Annotated in this window: 18 protein-coding genes; 13 read left to right on the top strand and 5 right to left on the bottom strand. The window is 60.4% G+C overall.

Features of this window, described 5'->3' with window-relative positions; genetic code table 11:
- Positions 1–19: 19 nt before the first annotated feature.
- Positions 20–1258: a pyridoxal phosphate-dependent aminotransferase gene (locus ABH944_RS05665; RefSeq protein ID WP_197500393.1), complete on the bottom strand. Its 1239-nt coding sequence runs from the start codon at positions 1256–1258 to the stop codon at positions 20–22.
- A 563-nt stretch (positions 1259–1821) separates the two neighbouring features.
- Between ABH944_RS05665 and ABH944_RS05660 the strand changes: the two genes are divergently transcribed.
- The 12 genes from ABH944_RS05660 (at position 1822) to ABH944_RS05605 (ending at position 15685) form a co-directional block, all read left to right on the top strand.
- Entirely contained in the window at positions 1822–2196 is a 375-nt protein-coding gene (locus ABH944_RS05660) for an Mth938-like domain-containing protein (protein WP_404605230.1), read from the top strand.
- A 407-nt stretch (positions 2197–2603) separates the two neighbouring features.
- Positions 2604–4277 carry a glycosyltransferase family 39 protein gene (locus tag ABH944_RS05655; RefSeq protein ID WP_404605376.1) on the top strand — a complete coding sequence of 558 codons (1674 nt, stop codon included), beginning with the start codon at positions 2604–2606 and terminating at the stop codon, positions 4275–4277.
- A gap of 117 nt (positions 4278–4394) precedes the next feature.
- The gene (locus ABH944_RS05650) at positions 4395–4766 is read left to right on the top strand and encodes an SMR family transporter (RefSeq protein ID WP_404605232.1); all 372 of its coding nucleotides are present in this window, start codon (positions 4395–4397) and stop codon (positions 4764–4766) included.
- Positions 4767–4885: 119 nt separating this feature from the next.
- Positions 4886–6049 carry a DegT/DnrJ/EryC1/StrS family aminotransferase gene (locus tag ABH944_RS05645; RefSeq protein ID WP_404605234.1) on the top strand — a complete coding sequence of 388 codons (1164 nt, stop codon included), beginning with the start codon at positions 4886–4888 and terminating at the stop codon, positions 6047–6049.
- Between the two features lie 133 nt (positions 6050–6182).
- The gene (locus tag ABH944_RS05640) at positions 6183–7211 is read left to right on the top strand and encodes a glycosyltransferase (protein ID WP_404605236.1); all 1029 of its coding nucleotides are present in this window, start codon (positions 6183–6185) and stop codon (positions 7209–7211) included.
- 7 nt (positions 7212–7218) lie between these two features.
- A complete protein-coding gene (locus ABH944_RS05635) occupies positions 7219–8259 on the top strand; it encodes a formyltransferase (RefSeq protein ID WP_404605238.1) in 1041 nt (346 codons plus the stop codon).
- A complete protein-coding gene (locus tag ABH944_RS05630; protein ID WP_404605240.1) occupies positions 8256–9305 on the top strand; it encodes a bifunctional UDP-4-keto-pentose/UDP-xylose synthase in 1050 nt (349 codons plus the stop codon). Before ABH944_RS05635 ends, ABH944_RS05630 begins: the two co-directional genes overlap by 4 nt.
- 9 nt (positions 9306–9314) lie before the next feature.
- On the top strand, positions 9315–10211 hold the full coding sequence (locus ABH944_RS05625) for a polysaccharide deacetylase family protein (protein WP_404605241.1): 897 nt from the start codon (positions 9315–9317) through the stop codon (positions 10209–10211).
- 296 nt (positions 10212–10507) lie between these two features.
- A complete protein-coding gene (locus ABH944_RS05620) occupies positions 10508–10969 on the top strand; it encodes a peroxiredoxin (protein ID WP_404605242.1) in 462 nt (153 codons plus the stop codon).
- A gap of 473 nt (positions 10970–11442) precedes the next feature.
- Positions 11443–13314 (top strand): PhoH family protein, encoded by a 1872-nt coding sequence (locus tag ABH944_RS05615; protein ID WP_404605244.1) that lies wholly within the window; start codon positions 11443–11445, stop codon positions 13312–13314.
- A 212-nt stretch (positions 13315–13526) separates the two neighbouring features.
- Entirely contained in the window at positions 13527–14750 is a 1224-nt protein-coding gene (locus tag ABH944_RS05610) for an NlpC/P60 family protein (RefSeq protein WP_404605245.1), read from the top strand.
- 128 nt (positions 14751–14878) lie between these two features.
- A complete protein-coding gene (locus ABH944_RS05605; protein ID WP_404605247.1) occupies positions 14879–15685 on the top strand; it encodes an SDR family oxidoreductase in 807 nt (268 codons plus the stop codon).
- Positions 15686–15739: 54 nt separating this feature from the next.
- Here the strand turns inward: ABH944_RS05605 and ABH944_RS05600 are convergent, their stop codons facing one another.
- The 4 genes from ABH944_RS05600 to ABH944_RS05585 form a co-directional block, all read right to left on the bottom strand.
- Positions 15740–16753 (bottom strand): inorganic phosphate transporter, encoded by a 1014-nt coding sequence (locus ABH944_RS05600; protein WP_404605249.1) that lies wholly within the window; start codon positions 16751–16753, stop codon positions 15740–15742.
- 29 nt (positions 16754–16782) lie between these two features.
- Positions 16783–17409, bottom strand: coding sequence for a DUF47 domain-containing protein (locus ABH944_RS05595; protein ID WP_089159053.1), 627 nt, complete (start codon positions 17407–17409; stop codon positions 16783–16785).
- 424 nt (positions 17410–17833) lie between these two features.
- Complete coding sequence (locus tag ABH944_RS05590) at positions 17834–18466, bottom strand: NAD-dependent epimerase/dehydratase family protein (protein ID WP_404605251.1); 633 nt, start codon at positions 18464–18466, stop codon at positions 17834–17836.
- Positions 18467–18543: 77 nt separating this feature from the next.
- Positions 18544–19374: an SDR family NAD(P)-dependent oxidoreductase gene (locus ABH944_RS05585; RefSeq protein WP_404605253.1), complete on the bottom strand. Its 831-nt coding sequence runs from the start codon at positions 19372–19374 to the stop codon at positions 18544–18546.
- A 90-nt stretch (positions 19375–19464) separates the two neighbouring features.
- Between ABH944_RS05585 and ABH944_RS05580 the strand changes: the two genes are divergently transcribed.
- The gene (locus ABH944_RS05580; RefSeq protein WP_404605255.1) at positions 19465–20097 is read left to right on the top strand and encodes a TetR/AcrR family transcriptional regulator; all 633 of its coding nucleotides are present in this window, start codon (positions 19465–19467) and stop codon (positions 20095–20097) included.
- Positions 20098–20419: the final 322 nt, after the last annotated feature.

The following is a 20419-nucleotide window of genomic DNA, read 5'->3' as shown; positions in this document are numbered from 1 at the left end:
TGAGTCTTATAAGAGAGGTTTAGACAGAGTGACGTTTTCGATAACCATCGAGAAAACGCGCGATACGGTTGATCGAGTCGGCGAGATCATCCACGTTCGGCAGGAACACCACGCGGAAATGATCGGGTGTCGGCCAGTTGAAGCCGGTGCCCTGCACAAGCAGCGTGCGTTCTTCGAGCAACAGATCCGTAATGAACTGCTGGTCGTCGACGATCGGATACATCTTCGGGTCGAGCTTCGGGAACATGTACAGCGCCGCCTGCGGCTTCACGCAACTCACGCCGGGAATGGCGGTCAGCATGTCGTAAGCGAGTTCACGCTGCTTGAACAGGCGACCGCCTGGCACGATCAGGTCGTTGATGCTCTGGTAACCGCCGAGCGCCGTCTGGATGGCATATTGGCCCGGCACGTTCGCGCACAGGCGCATGGAGGCCAGGATGCCGAGCCCTTCCATATAGTCATGGGCGATGCGGCGGTTTTCACCCGTCAGCCCCGAGATGAACATCCAGCCCGCGCGATACCCGCAGGCCCGGTAACTTTTCGACAAGCTGTTGAACGTGACCGTCAGCACGTCTTCGGACAATGCCGCGACCGCCGTGTGCTTGCGGCCGTCGTAGACGATCTTGTCGTAGACCTCGTCGGCGAAAATGATCAGGCCGTGCTTGCGCGCGATCTCGATCATGTCCTTGAGCAACTCGTCCGAATACAGCGCGCCGGTCGGGTTGTTCGGGTTGATGATGACCAGCGCCTTCGTATTCGACGTGATCTTCGAGCGCAAGTCGTCCAGATCGGGCATCCAGCCGGCGGATTCGTCGCAAAGATAATGCACCGGCGTACCGGCCGACAAGCTTACCGCGGCAGTCCACAGCGGGTAGTCCGGCGCTGGCAGCAGCACTTCGTCGCCGTCGTTGAGCAGGCCCTGCATGGCCATCACGATCAGCTCGGACGCGCCGTTGCCAATATAGATGTCGTCCAGTTCCACGCCTGCCACGCCCTTTTGCTGGCTGTAATGCATGATCGCCTTGCGTGCGGCGAACACGCCCTTCGAGTCCGAATACCCCGACGACGTGGGCAGGTTGCGGATCATGTCCTGGATGATCTCGTCCGGCGCGTCAAAGCCGAACGACGCCAGATTGCCGATATTGAGCTTGATGATCCGGTGGCCCTCGTCCTCCAGCCGCTTCGCGTGCTCGAGCACGGGTCCGCGAATGTCATAACAGACATTCTGCAATTTATTGGATTTTAGAATCGGTTTCACGGCGGGAAAGCTCACTGGGTTACTGGAAATCAGGCTCTGGACCAGGAAAAATCGGTAAATAAAGTTGACACGTCAGATCCTCTGACTCGGCGCACCGCGGGCCACGCCGGTGTTTTCGCCCGGCGTTTAAGACGCAGAGCGCAAAACGAGTCGAACCGAGACGTCAAACGGACCGGACACCGCGCAGAAACCCTAAGTAGCGACGCGGAACAGGCAGTCTAGCGAAAATGCGCCGGATAGAGGCGGGTTTGGGCGGAATCGTGTGAGCTTATGGCCATCAGGCCAAGGCAAAACGCCGCGTTTTGCGTGTCGAGAAGCAGCTTGTGGCGGCACGCGATGCAATGCGCCACCCCGGGCTCGCAACCCGCTGGCGGCTGAAAAGTTATAATTTAGCGGATTATCCGTGACTTTCGCAATGCGCCACCGGTAGCCGCGTGCACATTGGCTTCATTCAGGTGCTCGCGCGAGCCCGTGAAAGCTGCATTGCGCGCCAGGGCGTCCCGTTGTTGCCGGCCCCTCGCGCAGTCACCTCTTGCCATCAACCCGCCTGTCGGAATATCGATTTGAAATTACATCAGGAAGCCAGCGGCGCGCTCAACACCATCACGAGTTACGGCGCCGATTACGTCGCGATCAATCTGCAACGCCACGAAGGCAGCATCATCGTGATGCCGGAAACGCCGGTGATCGCGTGGCCCGTGTCGTCGTTCGAGGCGCTGACGCCGGAAGATTTTGACGCGCTCATCGCGATCGCACCTGAAGTCGTCGTGTTCGGCAGCGGTACGCGCCTGCGTTTTCCGCACCCGCGACTCATCGCGAAGCTCTCCCAGCAGCGCATTGGGGTGGAAACAATGGATTTCGGCGCCGCATGCCGTACTTACAACATTCTCATGTCGGAAGGCCGCCGGGTGGCGGCTGCGCTGCTGATCGAGGCGTAATGAAGACGTAGCCAGGGCTTAGCGGCGAAAGTCGAGCGCATGCCGACACCAACGCCGCGCCAACGCGCGAGAACGGATTCGGCGCGCCAGTGCGATAAACTGCCGCCCGGCGTCGATGTCGGTACGGATATCGGCACTGGTAACGCCTGTTTTCTGCGCACCGACGGACGACGCACCGGCTCGCAATCGCCCGCCGTACCGGCGAAGCGCACAATGACTGGCCGTTTGGCTGGCTTGCGCGCCCGGTTATTGCAGAGGAACCTGCATGGGCTGGCCGGACACCGGGTACGCGGCGAGCTTGCCGCAAGCGTGCCTGTTAAGCCGCCCTTAAGCCCTGATGCGCCAAACTCGAGCCCCCCATGGATTTTGCTAGCGCCGCGAAAGCGGCATCGGACAGGTCGACACTCATGAACGATACGCCTTACCGGCTACCGCTCACCCGCCTCTCGCTTTTATTGCTGATCGCGGCACTCGCCGTGATCTGGTTCGCACCGCTGGGCTTGCGCCATCTCGTCCCAAGCGACGAAGGCCGTTACGCCGAAATGGCGCGCGAAATGTTCGTCACCGGCGACTGGATCACGCCGCGTTACAACGGCTACAAGTATTTCGAAAAACCCCCGCTGCAAACCTGGGCGAACGCGCTGACGTTCGCGTGGTTCGGTATCGGCGAGTGGCAAGCGCGCCTTTATACGGCGCTGACCGGCTTTGCCGGCGTGCTGCTGGTCGGCTACACCGGGGCGCGGGTGTTCAATGGCGTGACAGGGTTCTGCGCGGCCGTCGTGCTCGCGACTTCGCCATACTGGAACCTCATGGCCCATTTCGACACGCTCGACATGGGCTTGTCGTTCTGGATGCAACTTACGCTCTGCAGCTTGCTGCTCGCACAGCGTCCGAACCTGCCGGCGCGCGAGGTCAGGATCTGGATGTGGCTGTGCTGGGCCGGGATGGCGCTCGCGCTCTTGTCGAAGGGACTGATCGGCCTGATCCTGCCAGGTGCGGTGCTGGTGCTCTATACCCTGATCGCGCGTGACTGGGCGCTCTGGCGGCGCCTGTACATTGGCAGCGGGCTGATCCTGTTCCTCGTGATCGCCACACCGTGGTTCGTGCTGGTCCAGATGAAAAATCCGGAGTTCCTGAACTTCTTTTTCATCGTGCAGCAATTCCAGCGCTACCTGACCCCCGAACAGAACCGTCCGGGTGCGTTTTATTACTTCGTGCCCGTGCTGATTGTCGGATTCCTGCCTTGGCTCTCCGTGGTGTTCCAGAGCGTGCGGCATGCGCTGAAGGTACCGCGCCAGCCGAACGGCTTTGCACCGGTCACACTGCTCCTGGTCTGGTCGGTGTTCATCTTCCTGTTCTTCAGCGCGTCGCATTCGAAGCTGCTGTCGTACACCTTGCCAATCGCTCCCGCCATTGCATTACTGATTGCGATCTACCTGCCCTTGCTCACGCGCGCGCAGTGGCACCGGCATTTAACCGGATACGCTGTATTTCTCGTGGTGGCGGCATTTGGCGCGATCTTCCTCGGCCGGATGGGCGGCGGTCACACGCCCAACGAGCTCTACAGGGAGTTCCAGGTCTGGGTGTACGCCGCGCTCGCCGTGGCCTTTGTGGTGACGCTTGCCGCCATCTGGCTCAACCGGCGCAGTTCGATCGGCGGCGTGGTGCTGCTGGGAACGGCCTGGCTGCTGATGGGCACGATCGCCGGCACCGGCCACGAGGTGTTTGGCCGCGAAAGTTCGGGCGTGCAACTCGTGCCTGCGGTAAAGGCCGCCATGGCCAGATTGCCGGCTGACACGCCGTTCTATTCGGTCGCCAAGCTCGATCACACCATGCCGTTCTATCTCGGCCACACCATGATCATGGTCCAGGAACCCGACGAGCTGAAATTCGGGGTCACAACGGAACCCCAGAAATGGGTGCCGACCATTGATGAGTGGATTCAGCACTGGGATGCGCAACCGTACGGCCTTGCGCTGATACCGCCCGGCCGGTATGACGAATTGCTGGCGAAGCACGTGCCCATGCAGGTGATTGCTCGGGACGACCGAAGGGTGATTGTCGAGAAGCCGCAGCCTTGAAACAATGGCGCCGCGGGTTGACCGGAGCACCGCGCGCCAGCGGATATGGAAGCCGGAGACGCTGCGAAGCCCTACCGCTTCGCCGCTCCGCCCCAAAAAACCCTATTACGGCTCACGATGAACCCGATATCCTTCATTTGCATCATCACCGGCGTCATGCTGAACGCCGGTGCGCAGTTGCTGCTCAAAGCAGGCGTGAACGCCGTGGGTCATTTCGAGTTCACGCCGGCAAACATCGTACCGATCGGTTTCAAGATCGCGACGCAGTGGCCGATCATCGGTGGACTGACCTGCTACGTATTCAGCGTGGTGGTATGGATTGTGGGGTTGTCGCGGGTCGACGTCTCCATCGCCTATCCCATGCTCTCGCTTGGATACGTGGTGAACGCGTTCGCGGCGTGGTATTTATTCGGCGAAGTCCTGACATTGCAGCGACTGGTCGGCATCGGCATTATCCTGATCGGCGTCGTGGTTCTGACGCGCGGTTGAGGGCCCGCAAGCACTTGAGCGTCCCTGGGCGCGCCTGAACGAGGCTGGACCCGGCTGACACTGTGCTTCAAAGACTGTGTTTCAAAGATCTCACCGTTCCTTTCCTTCGCAGAGCTTCCATGACCCAGAACGTGCCTTCTAAAACGCTTCCCTTTCTGCCTTTCGTACGCGCCGAGATCGACGAAGAGACGATTCAGGGCGTCGTCGACGTTCTGCGTTCTGGCTGGATCACGACCGGCCCGCAAAACCAGCAGTTCGAGGCCGAACTGTCCGCCTACTGCGGCGGCCGCCCGGTGCGCACGTTCAACTCCGGCACGGCGACCATGGAAATCGGCTTGCGCATAGCCGGCGTGGGCGAAGGCGACGAAGTCATCACCACACCCATGACCTGGGTCTCGACCAGCAATGTGATCATTGAAACAGGTGCTACACCGGTGTTCGCGGATATTGACCCGGTCACGCACAATATCGACCTGGACCTGCTCGAAAAGGCCATTACGCCGCGTACCAAGGCAATCCTGCCGGTGTATCTGTCCGGCCTGCCTGTGGACATGGACCGGCTGTACGGCATTGCGCGCGAGCATGGCCTGCGCGTGATCGAAGACGCGGCACAGGCGTTCGGAGCATCGTGGCGCGGTCAGAAGATCGGCGCATTCGGCGACATTGTCTCGTTCAGCTTTCACGCGAACAAGAACGTCACGACGATCGAAGGCGGCGCGCTCGTCCTGAATAACGAGGAAGAAGCCGTGCTTGCGCAGAAGTACCGGCTGCAAGGCGTTACGCGCATCGGCTTTGACGGCATGGATTGCGATCTCCTCGGCGGCAAATACAATCTCACCGACGTCGCCGCCCGCGTTGGCCTGGGTCAGCTCAAGCACGTGGAGCGTTTCACGGAACAACGCCGGGAACTGGCGCGCGCATACTTTGAGAGTTTCGCGAACGGCGCAGCCGTGCGCATGGGCGTGCAATTGCCGGTGCCGAATTTCACCGACAGCAACTGGCACATGTTCCAGATCGCGCTGCCGCTCGAGCGCCTGTCGCTTACGCGCTCGGCGTTCATGGGACTGATGAAGGAACGCGGCATCGGTACGGGTGTGCATTACCCGGCGCTGCACCTGTTCACGCTGTATCGCGGACGCGGATTTCACGAAGGCATGTTCCCGCACGCCGAAAAATACGGCGCGTCAACGGTCACGCTGCCGCTCTTCACCCAGATGAACCAGGACGACGTGAAGCGCGTCGTGCATGCAGTCGATGAAATCTGCGCGGCGCACGCCATTTGAGGCGTGCGAGTCACGTAGGCAATACGGCACGTTCAGCACGCTAAAGTACATAAGTCATGCAACGTACGCGGATCGCACGGCAAAACAAGAACCACATTTTTCACCACGGACACCTAGCGGAACCATCGTCAACATGAGTCAAACGGATTTTCTGCCGACCGGCCCGGAATTAACGGTCGTGGTCCCGGTGTACAACGAAGAAGAAGGCCTCGCGGCACTCTTCTCCCGCCTGTATCCGGCGCTTGATGCACTCGGCGCGACGTATGAAGTGATCTTCATCAACGACGGCAGCCGCGACAAGTCGGCGGCATTGCTCGCCCAGCAGTTTCGCGCGCGGCCGGATACGACCCGCGTGATCCTGCTAAACGGCAACTATGGCCAGCACATGGCCATTCTCGCGGGCTTTGAACAGTCGCGCGGGGAATGCGTCATTACACTCGACGCCGACCTGCAGAATCCTCCCGAGGAAATCGCCAAGCTGCTCGAGAAGATGCGCGAGGGTTACGACTACGTCGGCACGATTCGCCAGCAACGCCAGGACAGCTTCTGGCGCAAGAAGGCCTCACGCCTCATGAACCGGCTGCGCGAACGCATCACGCGCATCAGGATGACCGACCAGGGCTGCATGCTGCGTGGTTACAGCCGGCACATCATTGACACCATCAACCGCTGCGGTGAGATCAACACCTTCATTCCGGCGCTGGCCTACACCTTCGCGCAGAACCCGATTGAAATCGACGTTGCGCACGAAGAGCGCTTCGCCGGGGAATCCAAGTACTCGCTGTACAGCCTGATCCGCCTCAACTTTGATCTGGTGACCGGTTTCTCCGTCGTGCCCCTACAGTGGTTGTCGTTCATCGGCGTGATTCTGTCCGTGGGGTCCGCGGGCCTGTTCCTGCTGCTGTTGGTTCGACGCTTCATGTTCGGCGCGGAAGTCGAAGGGGTGTTCACCCTGTTCGCTATCACCTTCTTCATGCTCGGCGTGATCATCTTCGCGCTTGGGCTGCTCGGCGAATATATCGGCCGGATCTATCAGCAAGTGCGTGCGCGGCCGCGTTACCTGGTGCAGACCATCCTGGAAGAGCGCGACGGCAAGCCGGCGCGGACCATGCCACGTCAGGAAGCGGTAGCCGCAATCAGCCGCGAGGTCGATCCTCTATGAGGTCGCTATGAAACCGGCGGTTAATTCCACAAGCGCGGCAAGCCCTGCAAACGCTCCACGCGCGAAACCTCGCGCGGTGGTGTTCGCGTATCACAACGTTGGCGTGCGATGCCTGCAGGTCCTGCTCGCGCGCGGCGTGGAGGTCGCGCTGGTTGTCACGCACGAAGACAATCCTGACGAGAACATCTGGTTCGGCAGCGTGAAGTCGGTGGCGGCGGATCATGGCATCGCGGTTATCACGCCGGCCGATCCCAAGTCGCCCGAACTGCATGAGGCAATCAGCGAACTCGCGCCGGATTTCATCTTCTCGTTCTACTATCGGCACATGCTGCCGGTCGGGCTGCTCGCGCTTGCGGCGCGCGGCGCGTACAACATGCACGGTTCACTGTTGCCGAAGTATCGCGGGCGCGTGCCCACCAATTGGGCCGTGCTGAACGGAGAAACGGAAACGGGTGCGACGCTGCACGAGATGGCAGCCAAACCGGACGCCGGAGCCATCCTCGGCCAGACACCCGTGCCCATTCTCCCCGACGACACCGCCGCGCAAGTCTTCGACAAAACCACCGTCGCCGCCGAGCAAACCTTGTGGCGCGTCTTGCCGGCCTTGATCGCAGGCGAAGCGCCGCATTTGCCGAACGACCTCGCCAAAGGAAGCTACTACGGCGGCCGGAAGCCGGAAGATGGCCGCATCGACTGGTCGCAAACGGCGCAGCGGGTCTACAACCTGATTCGCGCCGTCGCGCCGCCGTATCCGGGTGCTTTTACGGACATCGGACAGCAGCGGTTTATTGTCGCGCGTGCCCGTCTCGCGCCCGAAAACGGCCTGCCGGACGTCGCTGCCGAAACCCTGCGTGAGGTCTCGAATTTGCCCCCTGGCCTGCACGTGAAGGATAATGCGCTGTTTGGCGTATGCGGCGACGGCCGCGTCGTCGCCATCCGTGAATTACGGCAACCATTCGTGGACGAAAGCCAGACTCCCGCCGGCGGCGAACGCGTCGTCAGTCCCGCCGAATTCGGCCGACTCACTCAATCACTTCCTCATTCATGAAAAAAGTCCTGATCCTGGGTGTCAACGGCTTCATTGGCCACCACCTCTCCAAGCGCATTCTCGAGACGACCGACTGGGAAGTCTTCGGCATGGACATGCAACGCGACCGTCTCGGCGACCTAGCGAATCACGAGCGCATGCATTTCTTCGAAGGCGACATCACGATCAACAAGGAGTGGGTCGAATATCACATCAAGAAGTGCGATGTGATCCTGCCGCTGGTCGCTATCGCCACGCCGGCCACCTACGTGAAGCAGCCGCTGCGCGTGTTCGAACTCGACTTCGAGGCGAACCTGCCCATCGTTCGTTCGGCCGTGAAATACGGCAAGCACCTGGTGTTTCCGTCCACGTCCGAGGTGTACGGCATGTGCACCGACGAGCAATTCGATCCGGAAGAATCGCAACTGAGCTACGGCCCGATCAACAAACCGCGCTGGATCTACGCATGCTCGAAGCAGTTGATGGACCGCGTGATCTGGGGTTACGGCATGGAAGGCCTGAACTTCACGCTGTTCCGTCCGTTCAACTGGATCGGCCCGGGCCTCGACTCGATCTACACGCCGAAGGAAGGCAGCTCGCGCGTGGTCACGCAATTCCTGGGTCACATCGTGCGCGGTGAAAACATCAGTCTCGTCGACGGCGGCGCGCAAAAACGTGCGTTCACGGATATCGACGACGGCATCGGTGCGTTGATGAAGATCATCGAGAACAAGGACGGCGTGGCGACGGGCAAGATCTATAACATCGGCAATCCGAGCAACAACTTCTCGGTCCGTGAACTCGCCAACAAGATGCTGAAGCTCGCGAACGAGATCCCCGAGTACGCTGAAAGTGCGAAGACGGTCCAGCTCGTCGAGACGTCATCGGGCGACTACTACGGCGCGGGTTATCAGGACGTGCAGAACCGCGTGCCGAAGATCGACAACACGATCCAGGAGCTCGGCTGGAAACCGGTCGCGACCATGGACGACGCGTTGCGCAAGATTTTCGAAGCGTATCGCGGCGACGTGGGCACGGCGCGGCGCCTTGTAGAAGACCAGTCCTAAGGACGGCGCGTGGCTCGCATTGTTCTGAAAATCGACGTCGATACCCTGCGCGGCACGCGTGAAGGCGTGCCGAATCTCGCGCGCCTGCTCGACAAATACCACGCCCGCGCCACGTTCCTGTTCAGTCTCGGCCCCGATCACACCGGCTGGGCATTGCGCCGCGTGTTTCGCCCGGGGTTTCTCAAGAAGGTGTCGCGGACGTCGGTGGTCGAGCATTACGGCATCAAGACGCTCATGTATGGCGTGCTTCTGCCGGGGCCGGATATCGGCCGCCGTGCCGTTGCCGAGATGCGCGCGATTCATGAAGCTGGGTTCGAGTGCGGCATCCACACGTGGGATCACGTGTACTGGCAGGACAACGTCCGTGCCGGCAATCGTGAGTGGACAGCCAGCCAGATGCAGCGCAGCCACGCGCGTTTCGTCGAGATCTTCGGTACGCCGCCGGTCACGCACGGTGCAGCGGGCTGGCAGATGAACAGCTACGCGTTCGAACAGATCGATGCCTGGGGCATGAAATACGCGTCCGACGGACGCGGCCATACGCCCTACATTCCCGTGCTCGACGGCCGAACGCTGAATCACGTCCAGATGCCCACCACGCTGCCTACGCTGGATGAAATCCTCGGTGTGGATGGCGTGGACGTGAGCAATGTGGCTGCGCATTTGCTGGGTCTCACGTCGAAACAGGCGCACGACCAGGTCTTCACGCTGCATGCCGAACTGGAAGGACAAAAGCTGGCCACGGTATTCGAGCAATTGCTGGCCGGCTGGAGTGCACAAGGTCACAGCTTCTGCACGATGGGCGACTATCATGCGACGCTGGACCGCGCGACGCTGCCCACGTACCCTGTCGCGTGGGGCGAGATTCCAGGTCGCGCGGGCGAGCTGATACTGCAGCCAGACTGACGCACTGCCGGCCTGTTTTCGCGCCTGGTATCTGCGCGGGCCCGGCCGGACGGCTGCAGCCCTTCCCGGATCCGCACTACCGTTCCAACGTGCCCGCTCTCCAGAAACTGGCGCACGGGCACGCGTCTACCGATAACAGCACCATGTTACATGGGACCGGAGTAAGCGCTATGGGACCAGAGTTAGCACTAAAGTGCCAACTCTGGTCGACACGCCAACTCCGGCCGACCGCAAACACCGCATGGGACCGGAGTGAGCGCTAAAGCGCCAACTCCGGCCGACAGAGGAGAAACTTCGTGCCGATCGCAGTCGATCAACCCGTTCCCGATTTCACCGCGCCCGCAACCGGCGGCGACTTTACGCTGTCGTCCCTGCGAGGCAAGAAAGTCGTGCTGTTTTTTTATCCGAAAGACAATACGCCGGGCTGTACAACGGAAAGCCTGCAGTTCCGTGATCTCTACGCGAAATTCAAGAAGGCGGGTGCTGAAGTGATCGGCATCTCGCGTGACAGCGTGAAGTCGCACGACAACTTCAAGGCCAAGCTGGAGCTGCCATACACGCTGGTATCGGATTCCGACGAAGCTATCTGCACGCTCTTCGGTGTCATCAAAATGAAGAAAATGTATGGCAAGGAAGTACGCGGAATCGAGCGTTCGACCTTCCTGCTGGACGCGAAAGGGGTGCTGCGCCAGGAGTTCCGTGGCGTAAAGGTTCCAGGCCACGTGGAGCAGATCGTGGAAGCTGTACAAGCGCTTTGAGGCACGTTATATTGATTCGCAATGAGCGCTTGCCCTTCCCTCCATTTCTCTTTGCGTAGCGTCCGGTGTTTCGCGGTTTTCCCCGCGACCGGCACGGGTACCCGCTACACGCCACGCCTGGAATCCAGGGGCGTGGCGGAAGTTGAAAGGCGCTTTGAAGCAGGCGCTGTCGAGCCGCTGGTCCCATCGTCCGGGACGGCGGCTTTTTTGTTTGCGGACGCTCCCTTACCGCCAGCGTGTGCGCCCTGGGCGTCTCGCGCCGTCCGTGCGTTTCATCTCCGTTTTCTTCAGGACGCAACTTCCAAGGAGCCGATCGAAATCTAGGCGAACCGGCGTTTTCGAAACCGAAGCGCGTCTCCGGGCGCAAACTGCATCGACGTCCGGCCTTCTGGCCTGAAGACCTGACCGTCGGCATCACGCAGGATGCGACAGGCGACGCACGACATACGATCCGAATCCTATCGAGGAAAACCATGCCTTTGCCTACCGCACCCGTCAAGCTCGGCAACCTCCTGCCGTCTGAAGAATACAAAGCCAAAGCCCGGCCTGCCCGATCAACAAAAAAGCAGGCAAGCGATGGCGATCTGGTTGAAACCGAAACCGAATTTGGCGCGAGCGTCGGCGCTTCACGGCCTGCCGCCGCGAACACCGCCAATACCTTGCGCGCCATAGCAAGCGAGACGCTTGCGAACGCGGCCAAAGGCTCAGCGGTGGAAGCCTCTGATGCAGCGCCCGCCGCGCGCACCCGCCGCACGAAACAAACTGCGGCGTTGCTGCAACCCGCCGCTGCACCGGCCGAACAGGTCGAAACCACGCCAGCAGTCGCACGCACGCCGGTCGAGGCGCGTGAACGCGCGCCTTCGCGCTCCGAAGCACCGGCCGCGCCCGTGGCCAATGGCGTTCAGGCGCGTGGCCAGCAGAAGCGCCGCACGCGTGGCCAGCCGGACAACGAGATCGGCAAGCTGTTCGTACTCGACACGAACGTGCTGATGCACGATCCGTCATCGCTGTTCCGGTTCGAGGAACACGACGTCTATCTGCCCATGATGACGCTCGAGGAACTCGACAACCACAAGAAGGGCATGTCGGAAGTGGCGCGTAATGCGCGTCAGGTGAGCCGCACGCTGGATGCGCTGGTGGCGCACGTCGGCGAGATGGCCGCCGGGTTGCCGTTGTCTGCACTGGGCAATCGCGATGCAACCGGCCGCCTGTACTTCCAGACCACGCTGACCGACATTGAACCGGTCGAGGGCCTGCCGGTCGGCAAGGCCGACAACCAGATTCTCGGCGTGGTTCGCGCGCTGCAGAAGGAGCGCACGGATCGCCAGGTCGTGCTGGTGTCGAAAGACATCAACATGCGCATCAAGGCCCACGCGCTCGGCCTGCCCGCTGAAGATTATTTCAACGACCAGGTGCTGGAAGACAAGGACCTGCTCTATTCCGGTGTGCGTGCATTGCCTTCGGACTTCTGGACGAAGCACGCGAAGGGCATGGAAAGCTGGCAGGACACCAAGACGGGCACGACGTATTACCGCGTGACCGGTCCGCAGTGCGCGTCCATGCTGGTGAACGAGTTCGTTTATTTCGAACCGCAGAACGGCGAGCCGTCGTTCTACGGCATCGTGCGCGAGCTGAACGGCAAGACAGCGCTGCTGCAAACGCTACGCGATTACAGCCACCACAAGAACAACGTGTGGGGTATTACGTCACGCAATCGCGAGCAGAATTTTGCGTTGAACCTGCTGATGAACCCGGACGTGGATTTCGTCACGCTGCTGGGTCAGGCCGGTACCGGCAAGACCTTGATGGCCTTGGCCGCCGGCCTCGCGCAAGTGCTCGACGACAAGCGCTATAACGAGATCATCGTGACGCGTGCAACGGTTCCGGTTGGCGAAGACATCGGCTTCCTGCCGGGTACGGAAGAGGAAAAAATGCAGCCGTGGATGGGCGCATTCGACGACAACCTCGAAGTCCTCCAAAAGACCGACGACGCCGCCGGCGAATGGGGCCGTGCCGCCACGCAGGAACTGATCCGATCGCGCCTGAAGGTAAAGAGCATGAACTTCATGCGCGGGCGGACCTTCGTGGACAAATACGTGATCATCGACGAAGCGCAAAACCTGACGCCCAAGCAGATGAAAACGCTCGTCACGCGCGCCGGTCCGGGCACGAAGATCGTGTGTCTGGGTAATATCGCCCAGATCGACACACCGTATCTGACGGAAGGCAGTTCGGGCCTGACGTACGTAGTCGACCGCTTCAAGGGCTGGACGCATAGCGGTCACGTCACGCTTGCACGTGGCGAACGGTCGCGATTGGCAGATTACGCGTCCGAGATTCTTTAACTATCGGCACGATTTGAAAGCCCGGCAAGCATCGCTTGCCGGGCTTTTTTGCGTCTTTTTAGCGTGTTTTGAACCCCAGAACACGTTTCCCCAAAGCAACACTTACAGCGTAAACCTCAAGTGACTTATCAAGAAAACTTGCCCGGGCCCCGTCTGACGGGCTAGTATCGCGAGACCGCCATGACGGCGAGCGCCTCCGCTCGCCCCGCCGAATGCGTCGACTCTGGTCACTGCTGCTGCTCACCCTCCTCGTTGCCGCCTGCTCCAGCGCGCCGACGCGGGTGTCGCGTGCACCGGCCGCATCGAACGCTACCGCGTCTAATCGCACCTTCGCCGCCCCCTCCGGTTTCCCGAATTTCGTGGACCACAGCGTTGGGCGCGAGGAAATTTCCATCCAGGCAATGTCGCTCGTGGGCGTGCCGTATCGATGGGGAGGCAATACGCCAGAAGCGGGTTTCGATTGCAGCGGGTTGGTGCGCTACGTGGTGGATCGAGCGGCATCGGTGAACCTGCCGCGCACGACCGCGGACATGAGCGTGCGCGGCGAATCGATTGAACCCGACGAAGTTGCCCCCGGCGACCTGATTTTCTTCAACACGACGGGCAGGCCGCATTCGCACGTCGGCATCTACGTGGGTAAGCTGCGCTTCGTGAACGCGCCGTCAACGGGCGGCACGGTACGGCTCGATTACCTCACCAATCCGTATTGGGCCAAGCGTTTCGATGGCATCCGGCGCGTCGCGCCGCCAAAAGCCGCTCCGGCTCCATTCGATGCACCGACGTATCTGGCGTCGCCCGTCCCTGTTCCCGCACCGGCGGATGGAGCGTCAAGCCGTTCACCAACACAAGTTGCCGCTCAGGCCAGCGATCGTTATGAACCTCCGCCTGCCGCAGCCATGGCCGCGCCTGTTACGCAGCAACAACCTGCACAGGCTATGACGCCACCACCCGCAGGCTCTTACCGTACGGCCGCCGCGGATCAGTTCGAACCGCCGCCGTCCTCGGTGTCGTCCGCACAACGACAGGCGCAATCGGCGGGGGCTGTATCGCCGGCCATGACGACCGCTCGCTCCGGTGCCGATCCGTTCGAGCCGCCGCCATCTTCGTTGTCCGCGGCGCAGCGTCAATCGCAAGCCGCAAATGCAATTTCGCCGCCGCGCGAGTCACAGGCTGAATCGAACGCCGTTGCCGCCGCATCGAATGCGCCCGATCCCATCACCGCCGCCGCTGATGCCTTCGAACCGCCGCCACCCACTGCCCGGCTGGCGGCGCAGCAGGTGCGTTCGGTGCAAGAGCAACAGTCGTCATTGGTTGGCCGGATTCCCGCCTCCGACCCTGCCGCCCACGTGATGCGCGCCTCAACGAATTCGCTCACGCCCACGCGCCCCGCCGCTACCGACGACCCCATCGCGAAGTTCGCTAACGGCAGCTATTAGGCTGTCATCCTGCGAGCGCTTCGAGCGCGTTTCTCCGGGCCGCACACATTCCCAGCGTCTGCTATCGTGTCTCGATAACGATTCCACGCATCATCGAATCGACCATCGGCCTCGACAGGAGTGAACTCATGGACTTGGGACTCGCCGGCAAGATCGTGCTCATCACGGGCGGCAGCAAAGGTATCGGCTTCGCGTGCGCGCGGGCATTTGCAGCGGAAGGGGCGCGCGTGGCGATTGTTTCGCGCGATCCGGCAAACCTCGCGCGCGCGCGCGAAGAACTCGCGAAAGATGGCTTTCACGTGCATCTGGCGCGTGCCGATCTTCACGAAGCGCACAGCGCGCAAGACGTGGTGGAAGAAGCGACGGGCGCGCTCGGCCCGATCGATATTCTCGTGAATTGCGCGGGCGCCGCTAAACGCTACGACCCGGATCTCCTCGATGCCGCCGGCTACAAGGCCGCGATGGAAGCGAAATATTTCCCCTGCATCTACCCTCAGCAAGCCGTGCTGAAGCAAATGGCTGAACGGCTAAAGGCGAACCCCAAGGCCGAACCGGGCGCGGTGGTAAATATCATCGGAATGGGTGGGAAGATTGCGAGCGATATCCATATCGCGGGCGGCGCGGCGAACGCGGCGCTGATGCTGGCAACGGTTGGTCTCGCACATCATTACGCGAAGCTGGGCATTCGCATCAACGCGATCAATCCGGGCTCGACGTTGACCGAACGCGTGGAGGAATCGCTGGCGCTTGAGGCGCAAAGACTGGGTGTGACGCGCGATGAAGCGCTGGCGCAAAGCCAGGCAAAGGTGCCTCTCGGCCGATACGCAAAACCCGAGGAAATCGCGGACGTCGCGCTATTTCTGGCAAGCCGCCGGGCCAGTTACGTATCGGGTGCGATCATTCCAATGGACGGTGTCAGCGCGCCGTTGATCTGACGTCCGAAACGCGGGTGACTTATCCAAAAGTCGCCCGCGAACTGCTCGTTCCGTTCAGGGAAGAAAGCGATGTCCGAGCCACCAAGCGGCGGCGGCCATCACGGCAGAGGCAGGAATGGTCAGGATCCAGGCCCAGACAATATTCCCCGCCACACCCCAGCGCACCGCGCTGAACTTCTGCGTCGCGCCAACACCGACAATTGCGCCGGTGATCGTATGCGTGGTCGACACGGGGATACCCAGGAACGACGCAACGAACAGCGTAATCGCCCCGCCCGACTCCGCGCAGAACCCGCCGACCGGCTTGAGCTTCGTGATCTTCTGGCCCATCGTGCGCACGATGCGCCAGCCGCCGAACAGCGTTCCGAGCCCCATCGACAGATAACATCCGCCGATCACCCAGATCGGCGGCGCGTTCGCCGCCGCTGACCAATATCCCGCCGCAATCAGCAGCATCCAGATAATGCCGATAGTCTTCTGAGCGTCGTTGCCGCCATGCCCGAGGCTGTACAGCCCCGCCGATATAAGCTGCAAGCGTCTGAACCGCCGGTCCACCTTGGAAGGCGGCGTGCGGAAATACATCCACGACACGATCAGCATGAACAGCGACCCAAGCACGAAACCCAGCAGCGGCGAGATGAAAATGAACGAGACGGTCTTGAGCAGGCCGTCCATATTCAGCGAGCCCCACCCCGACTTCGCCCACGCCGAGCCGACCAGGCCGCCAATCAGCGCATGCGACGAACTCGACGGAATGCCGTAGTGCCACGTGATGATGTTCCAGCCGATCGCCCCGACAAGCGCACCGAAGATCACGTATTGATCGACGATAGCCGGGTCGATCGTCCCTTTGCCGACGGTGGCGGCAACCTTCAAATGGAAGATGAAATACGCAATGACGTTGAACGCGGCAGCGAACGCCACGGCCTGCTGAGGTTTCAGCACGCCGGTGGATACGACTGTTGCAATGGAGTTGGCGGCGTCGTGGAAGCCGTTCATGAAGTCGAACACGAGTGCGACCACGACGAGCGTAATGACAGCCCAGAGGGCGAGTTGAATCGAATGCATCGTTTATCGAGTGAGTGGCGCGGCTGAAATCAGGCGTTTTCCAGCACGATGCCTTCGATGATGTTCGCAACATCCTCGCATTTGTCGGTAATCGTCTCGAGCAACTCGTAGATTGCCTTGAGCTTGATCAACGTCTTGACGTTGTCCTCTTCGCGGAAGAGCTTCGACATGGCCGAGCGAAGCACACGGTCGGCGTCCGATTCCAGACGGTCGATTTCTTCGCAGATCTTGAGGATTTCGCTGGCGCGTTTCATGTCGGCCAGCAGCTTGACGGCTTGCTGCACTCGTTCAGAGGTCGCCGTGCAGATATGGGCGAGCTGACTCATTTCCGCGGTCGATTCGCGCACATCGTAAAGCGAGATGGCGGTGGCGACGTCTTCCATCAGGTCGAGGATGTCGTCCATCGTCGTGATGAGCTTGTGGATTTCGTCGCGATCGAGCGGCGTAATAAAGGTCTTGTGCAGCAGATCGATGGTTTCGTGCGTGAGCTTGTCCGCACGTTTTTCGTTGGTCTGGACGTTCTGCTTATGGACCTCCATCTGGTCCATGTTGTCGATCAGCAGTTCGAGTTCGTGACTTGCGTCAACGATGCACTTCGCGTGCGCATTGAAGATTTCGAAAAATTTGCCCTCGGTGGGCATGAATCGACCGAACATTGAAGCTCCGAAAGGCTAATTTTCTCGTTTAATATCAACAAGTTACAATGATTTTCGAAAAACCCGAATGGTCGATATGAAATCCGTACGAAAATTTCATTTCAAACGATCTATGGTGATCCGAGAATGACAAACTGATGACAAGCCGCGATTCTATCGGAAACCATCGGATCTCTGGCGCATTGCATCTTTCGCTCGAGCGTTCCATGGCTCTGCATTTCTTGGACGGTATGAGGAATTGCGAGATCGTCCAGTGAGTTGACTTGCCCAGATTAATGAGGGGTAGGTCAGGCAACCTCCTCCCCCAAAAAAGTTGCCCGGACAAACGCAGGAGCGGACGATCGCCCTCCGCACCTCGTAGCCTCAGCTTGAGCGCCGACGTGCCCTCCATCACGAGTTGCGCACGGGCAGCCGCTCCTGAATCTCAGTTCATTTCTTCCGCATAGATCCAACGGCACCCTGGTTTTGCAACGATGGCTGCGTCGAGCAACGCAGCAGCAATGACGTCCGCTGGATTGACATGAAATTTCTTCGGAAGGATCGGAGCCAAGAGTCGAGCCAGCGCCAGCGCCGCTCCCTCTGCGCGCCTTACTTCACCTCGCTCTCCGCCAATGAGGCTGGGTCTGCAGATCGTCAGGGATCGGAACCCGATTTCCCGGACGTCCCTTTCCACCTCTCCTTTGGTCCTTGCGTAGAAGAAGCTGGACTCTGTTGATGCGCCGATGGCAGTCACGATTGCGAACGTCTCTACGCCTGCGGCGTGTGCCGCTTTGCCGAATGCAATGGGCAGTTCATAGTCAACGTGGTGGAACGCCTCCTTCGAGCCGGCTTTTGCCTGCGTCGTTCCCAATGCGCAGATGACCGCGTGAGGCTTGTACGAGCCTAGAACCGGCGCCAGCTCCTCGAGACGTGACCCGAGAGGGTTCACCAGTTTGTTGCTGGGCGCCAGCGGCTTCCGCGTTGGTGCGATCACCTCGGAAAATGCGCTACTGGAGAGCGCGAGCTTCAATGTTCTGCTTCCCACCAACCCTGTAGCACCCAGCAGTAGCAGTTTCATCTTCAGGATCTCCTGTCCAAGCGCTCGTTCCGACGGATATGGCACTGTGTTTCTTTGGCGGCCGAGGCCGCGCCGCTTCAAACGTGCTGCCGACCTTGAGCTGCGTTCGAGACAGCTTCCCATTTGTCCCAGTTGCTCAAACGCGCCGCATAGGTCGCCCGAAACTTCGCGATCGTCGTCGAACCGAGCACCAGACGAAGGGGCGGCTCCTTGGCCTCCACGGCTTCGAAGATCGCTGCGGCAGTCCCGGCCGGATCTCCAAAATCACCGGGTTTGAATGACGAACGAATGGCCTGACGTATCGGATCATAGGCCTCGATGACCGGCGGGGATTGCACCGACGAACGAAACTCGGTCGCGAAGTGGCCCGGTTCGATGATCGTGACTTTGATCCCGAACGCAGCCACTTCGCCCGCGAGTGCTTCCGACATGGCTTCGATGACGAATTTGCTGGCGGTGTAACTCCCACCGGTCGGAAAACCGATGATGCCTCCGATGCTCGACATCGTCAGGACGTGACCGCTGCCCTGCGCCCGCAGGATCGGCAGCGCTGCTTGAACGACCGAGAGCGTTCCGAACACATTGGTGTCGAAGTTGGCTTTGACTTGTTCATGCTCTAGCTCCTCGATCGCTCCCATGTAGCCATAGCCGGCGTTACATAAGACGACGTCGAGGCGCTTGAAATGCCGATGTGCTTGATTGACGGCTTCGAACACGGCGTCGCGATCCGTTACATCGAGCGGCAGTACCAGCACCGCATCGCTATGAGTCTTGGCGAGCTCATCGAGTGCCCTCGGGTCTCTCGCCGTGGCCACAACCCTGTCGCCGCGTTTCAGCGCGGCCTCTGTCCAGGCACGGCCGAACCCGCGCGATGCACCAGTGATGAACCAGACCTTTGACGACGACATAGTTGAGCTCCGTCCGCAAGTAATTTACACTGAGTGCAATCTATCGCACTCAGTGTAAATTTGTCAAGGAACTCGCCAGCCGTCAAACTGATGACTATGGTTAATTTTGAGAAGACCCCAAACGACTTGCGCGAACGCAAACGCCAGTTGACGCTTGACCGGATCGCCGAAGCAGGCTTGAAACTCTTCATCGAAAATGGCTACGAGGCGACGACGCTCGATGCGATCGCGGCGGCCTCGGGAATATCGCGGCGCACTTTCTTCTACTATCTGAAGTCGAAGGAAGATGTCCTGTTGGCGCACGAGAGCGGCAAATTCCCGCAATCTCTGCGTCCCACCTTCCTGAAGCAGTCGCCCGAGCAATCGCCGATCACCGCAGCTCGGAAGACTTTCCTGGCTCTTGCCTCGATGTACGAGACCAAGGAATCAATCCTCGCGGATCGGATCCTGCGATCGATAGAAGCGCTTCGGCTACGCAAAGAGGCGCTTCTTGTTCAGATGGAGGAGGTCCTCGCTGAGGCGATGTACGAACTGTGGCCAGACCCGGCTCGGCGGCCTGCCTTGCGTCTGGACGCCATGGTGGCCATGGGTACGCTTCGGGTCGCCAAGGAGAACTGGCGACAGGAAGAAGCGGCTTATCCGTTGACGCGTTATATCGACGAGGCCTTCGATCTTCTCGATCAGCATCGAAGCGATTATCGGAGCTCATCCAGGCGGCAATAGGCCCCAGTTCGATTGGGATGACCTTCGATATCAGGCTGTTGCGGACACTCAGGCATCGTCGCCGGTGAGGCCGCTTTAGATTCCTCTCCTGACGTTCGCACAGGAACAGCGCGAATGTAAGCTCTCGTCGCCAGCGTGTGCGAAGTTTCGCCCCCTGAACGGACCGTGGGCCGGGTGCCCCTAATCGACAATTTCAGGGCGTAGTCATTTACTCTTTAGAGTCGCTGGGCAGGTCATCGGCAGAGTGATCGCTCGAGAAATCGAGTACTTCTTCTCGAACCTTTGTGGGTGTCAAGACCGGGACAGTTGAAAGCAGATATCC

It is taken from the genome of Caballeronia udeis (genome assembly GCF_044909315.1).
Lineage (GTDB): Bacteria > Pseudomonadota > Gammaproteobacteria > Burkholderiales > Burkholderiaceae > Caballeronia > Caballeronia udeis_A.
Note: the sequence above shows the minus strand (reverse complement) of the source record. Positions and strands in the feature narration are given on the sequence as shown.

Coding starts and splice junctions, on each gene's coding strand:
- ABH944_RS05600 (WP_404605249.1), bottom strand. CDS start 16,753: ATGCATTCGATTCAACTCGCCCTCTGGGCTGTCATTACGCTCGTCGTG.
- ABH944_RS05595 (WP_089159053.1), bottom strand. CDS start 17,409: ATGTTCGGTCGATTCATGCCCACCGAGGGCAAATTTTTCGAAATCTTC.
- ABH944_RS05640 (WP_404605236.1), top strand. CDS start 6,183: ATGAGTCAAACGGATTTTCTGCCGACCGGCCCGGAATTAACGGTCGTG.
- ABH944_RS05645 (WP_404605234.1), top strand. CDS start 4,886: ATGACCCAGAACGTGCCTTCTAAAACGCTTCCCTTTCTGCCTTTCGTA.
- ABH944_RS05655 (WP_404605376.1), top strand. CDS start 2,604: ATGAACGATACGCCTTACCGGCTACCGCTCACCCGCCTCTCGCTTTTA.
- ABH944_RS05605 (WP_404605247.1), top strand. CDS start 14,879: ATGGACTTGGGACTCGCCGGCAAGATCGTGCTCATCACGGGCGGCAGC.
- ABH944_RS05590 (WP_404605251.1), bottom strand. CDS start 18,466: ATGAAACTGCTACTGCTGGGTGCTACAGGGTTGGTGGGAAGCAGAACA.
- ABH944_RS05650 (WP_404605232.1), top strand. CDS start 4,395: ATGAACCCGATATCCTTCATTTGCATCATCACCGGCGTCATGCTGAAC.
- ABH944_RS05635 (WP_404605238.1), top strand. CDS start 7,219: ATGAAACCGGCGGTTAATTCCACAAGCGCGGCAAGCCCTGCAAACGCT.
- ABH944_RS05580 (WP_404605255.1), top strand. CDS start 19,465: ATGACTATGGTTAATTTTGAGAAGACCCCAAACGACTTGCGCGAACGC.
- ABH944_RS05585 (WP_404605253.1), bottom strand. CDS start 19,374: ATGTCGTCGTCAAAGGTCTGGTTCATCACTGGTGCATCGCGCGGGTTC.
- ABH944_RS05615 (WP_404605244.1), top strand. CDS start 11,443: ATGCCTTTGCCTACCGCACCCGTCAAGCTCGGCAACCTCCTGCCGTCT.
- ABH944_RS05610 (WP_404605245.1), top strand. CDS start 13,527: ATGCGTCGACTCTGGTCACTGCTGCTGCTCACCCTCCTCGTTGCCGCC.
- ABH944_RS05630 (WP_404605240.1), top strand. CDS start 8,256: ATGAAAAAAGTCCTGATCCTGGGTGTCAACGGCTTCATTGGCCACCAC.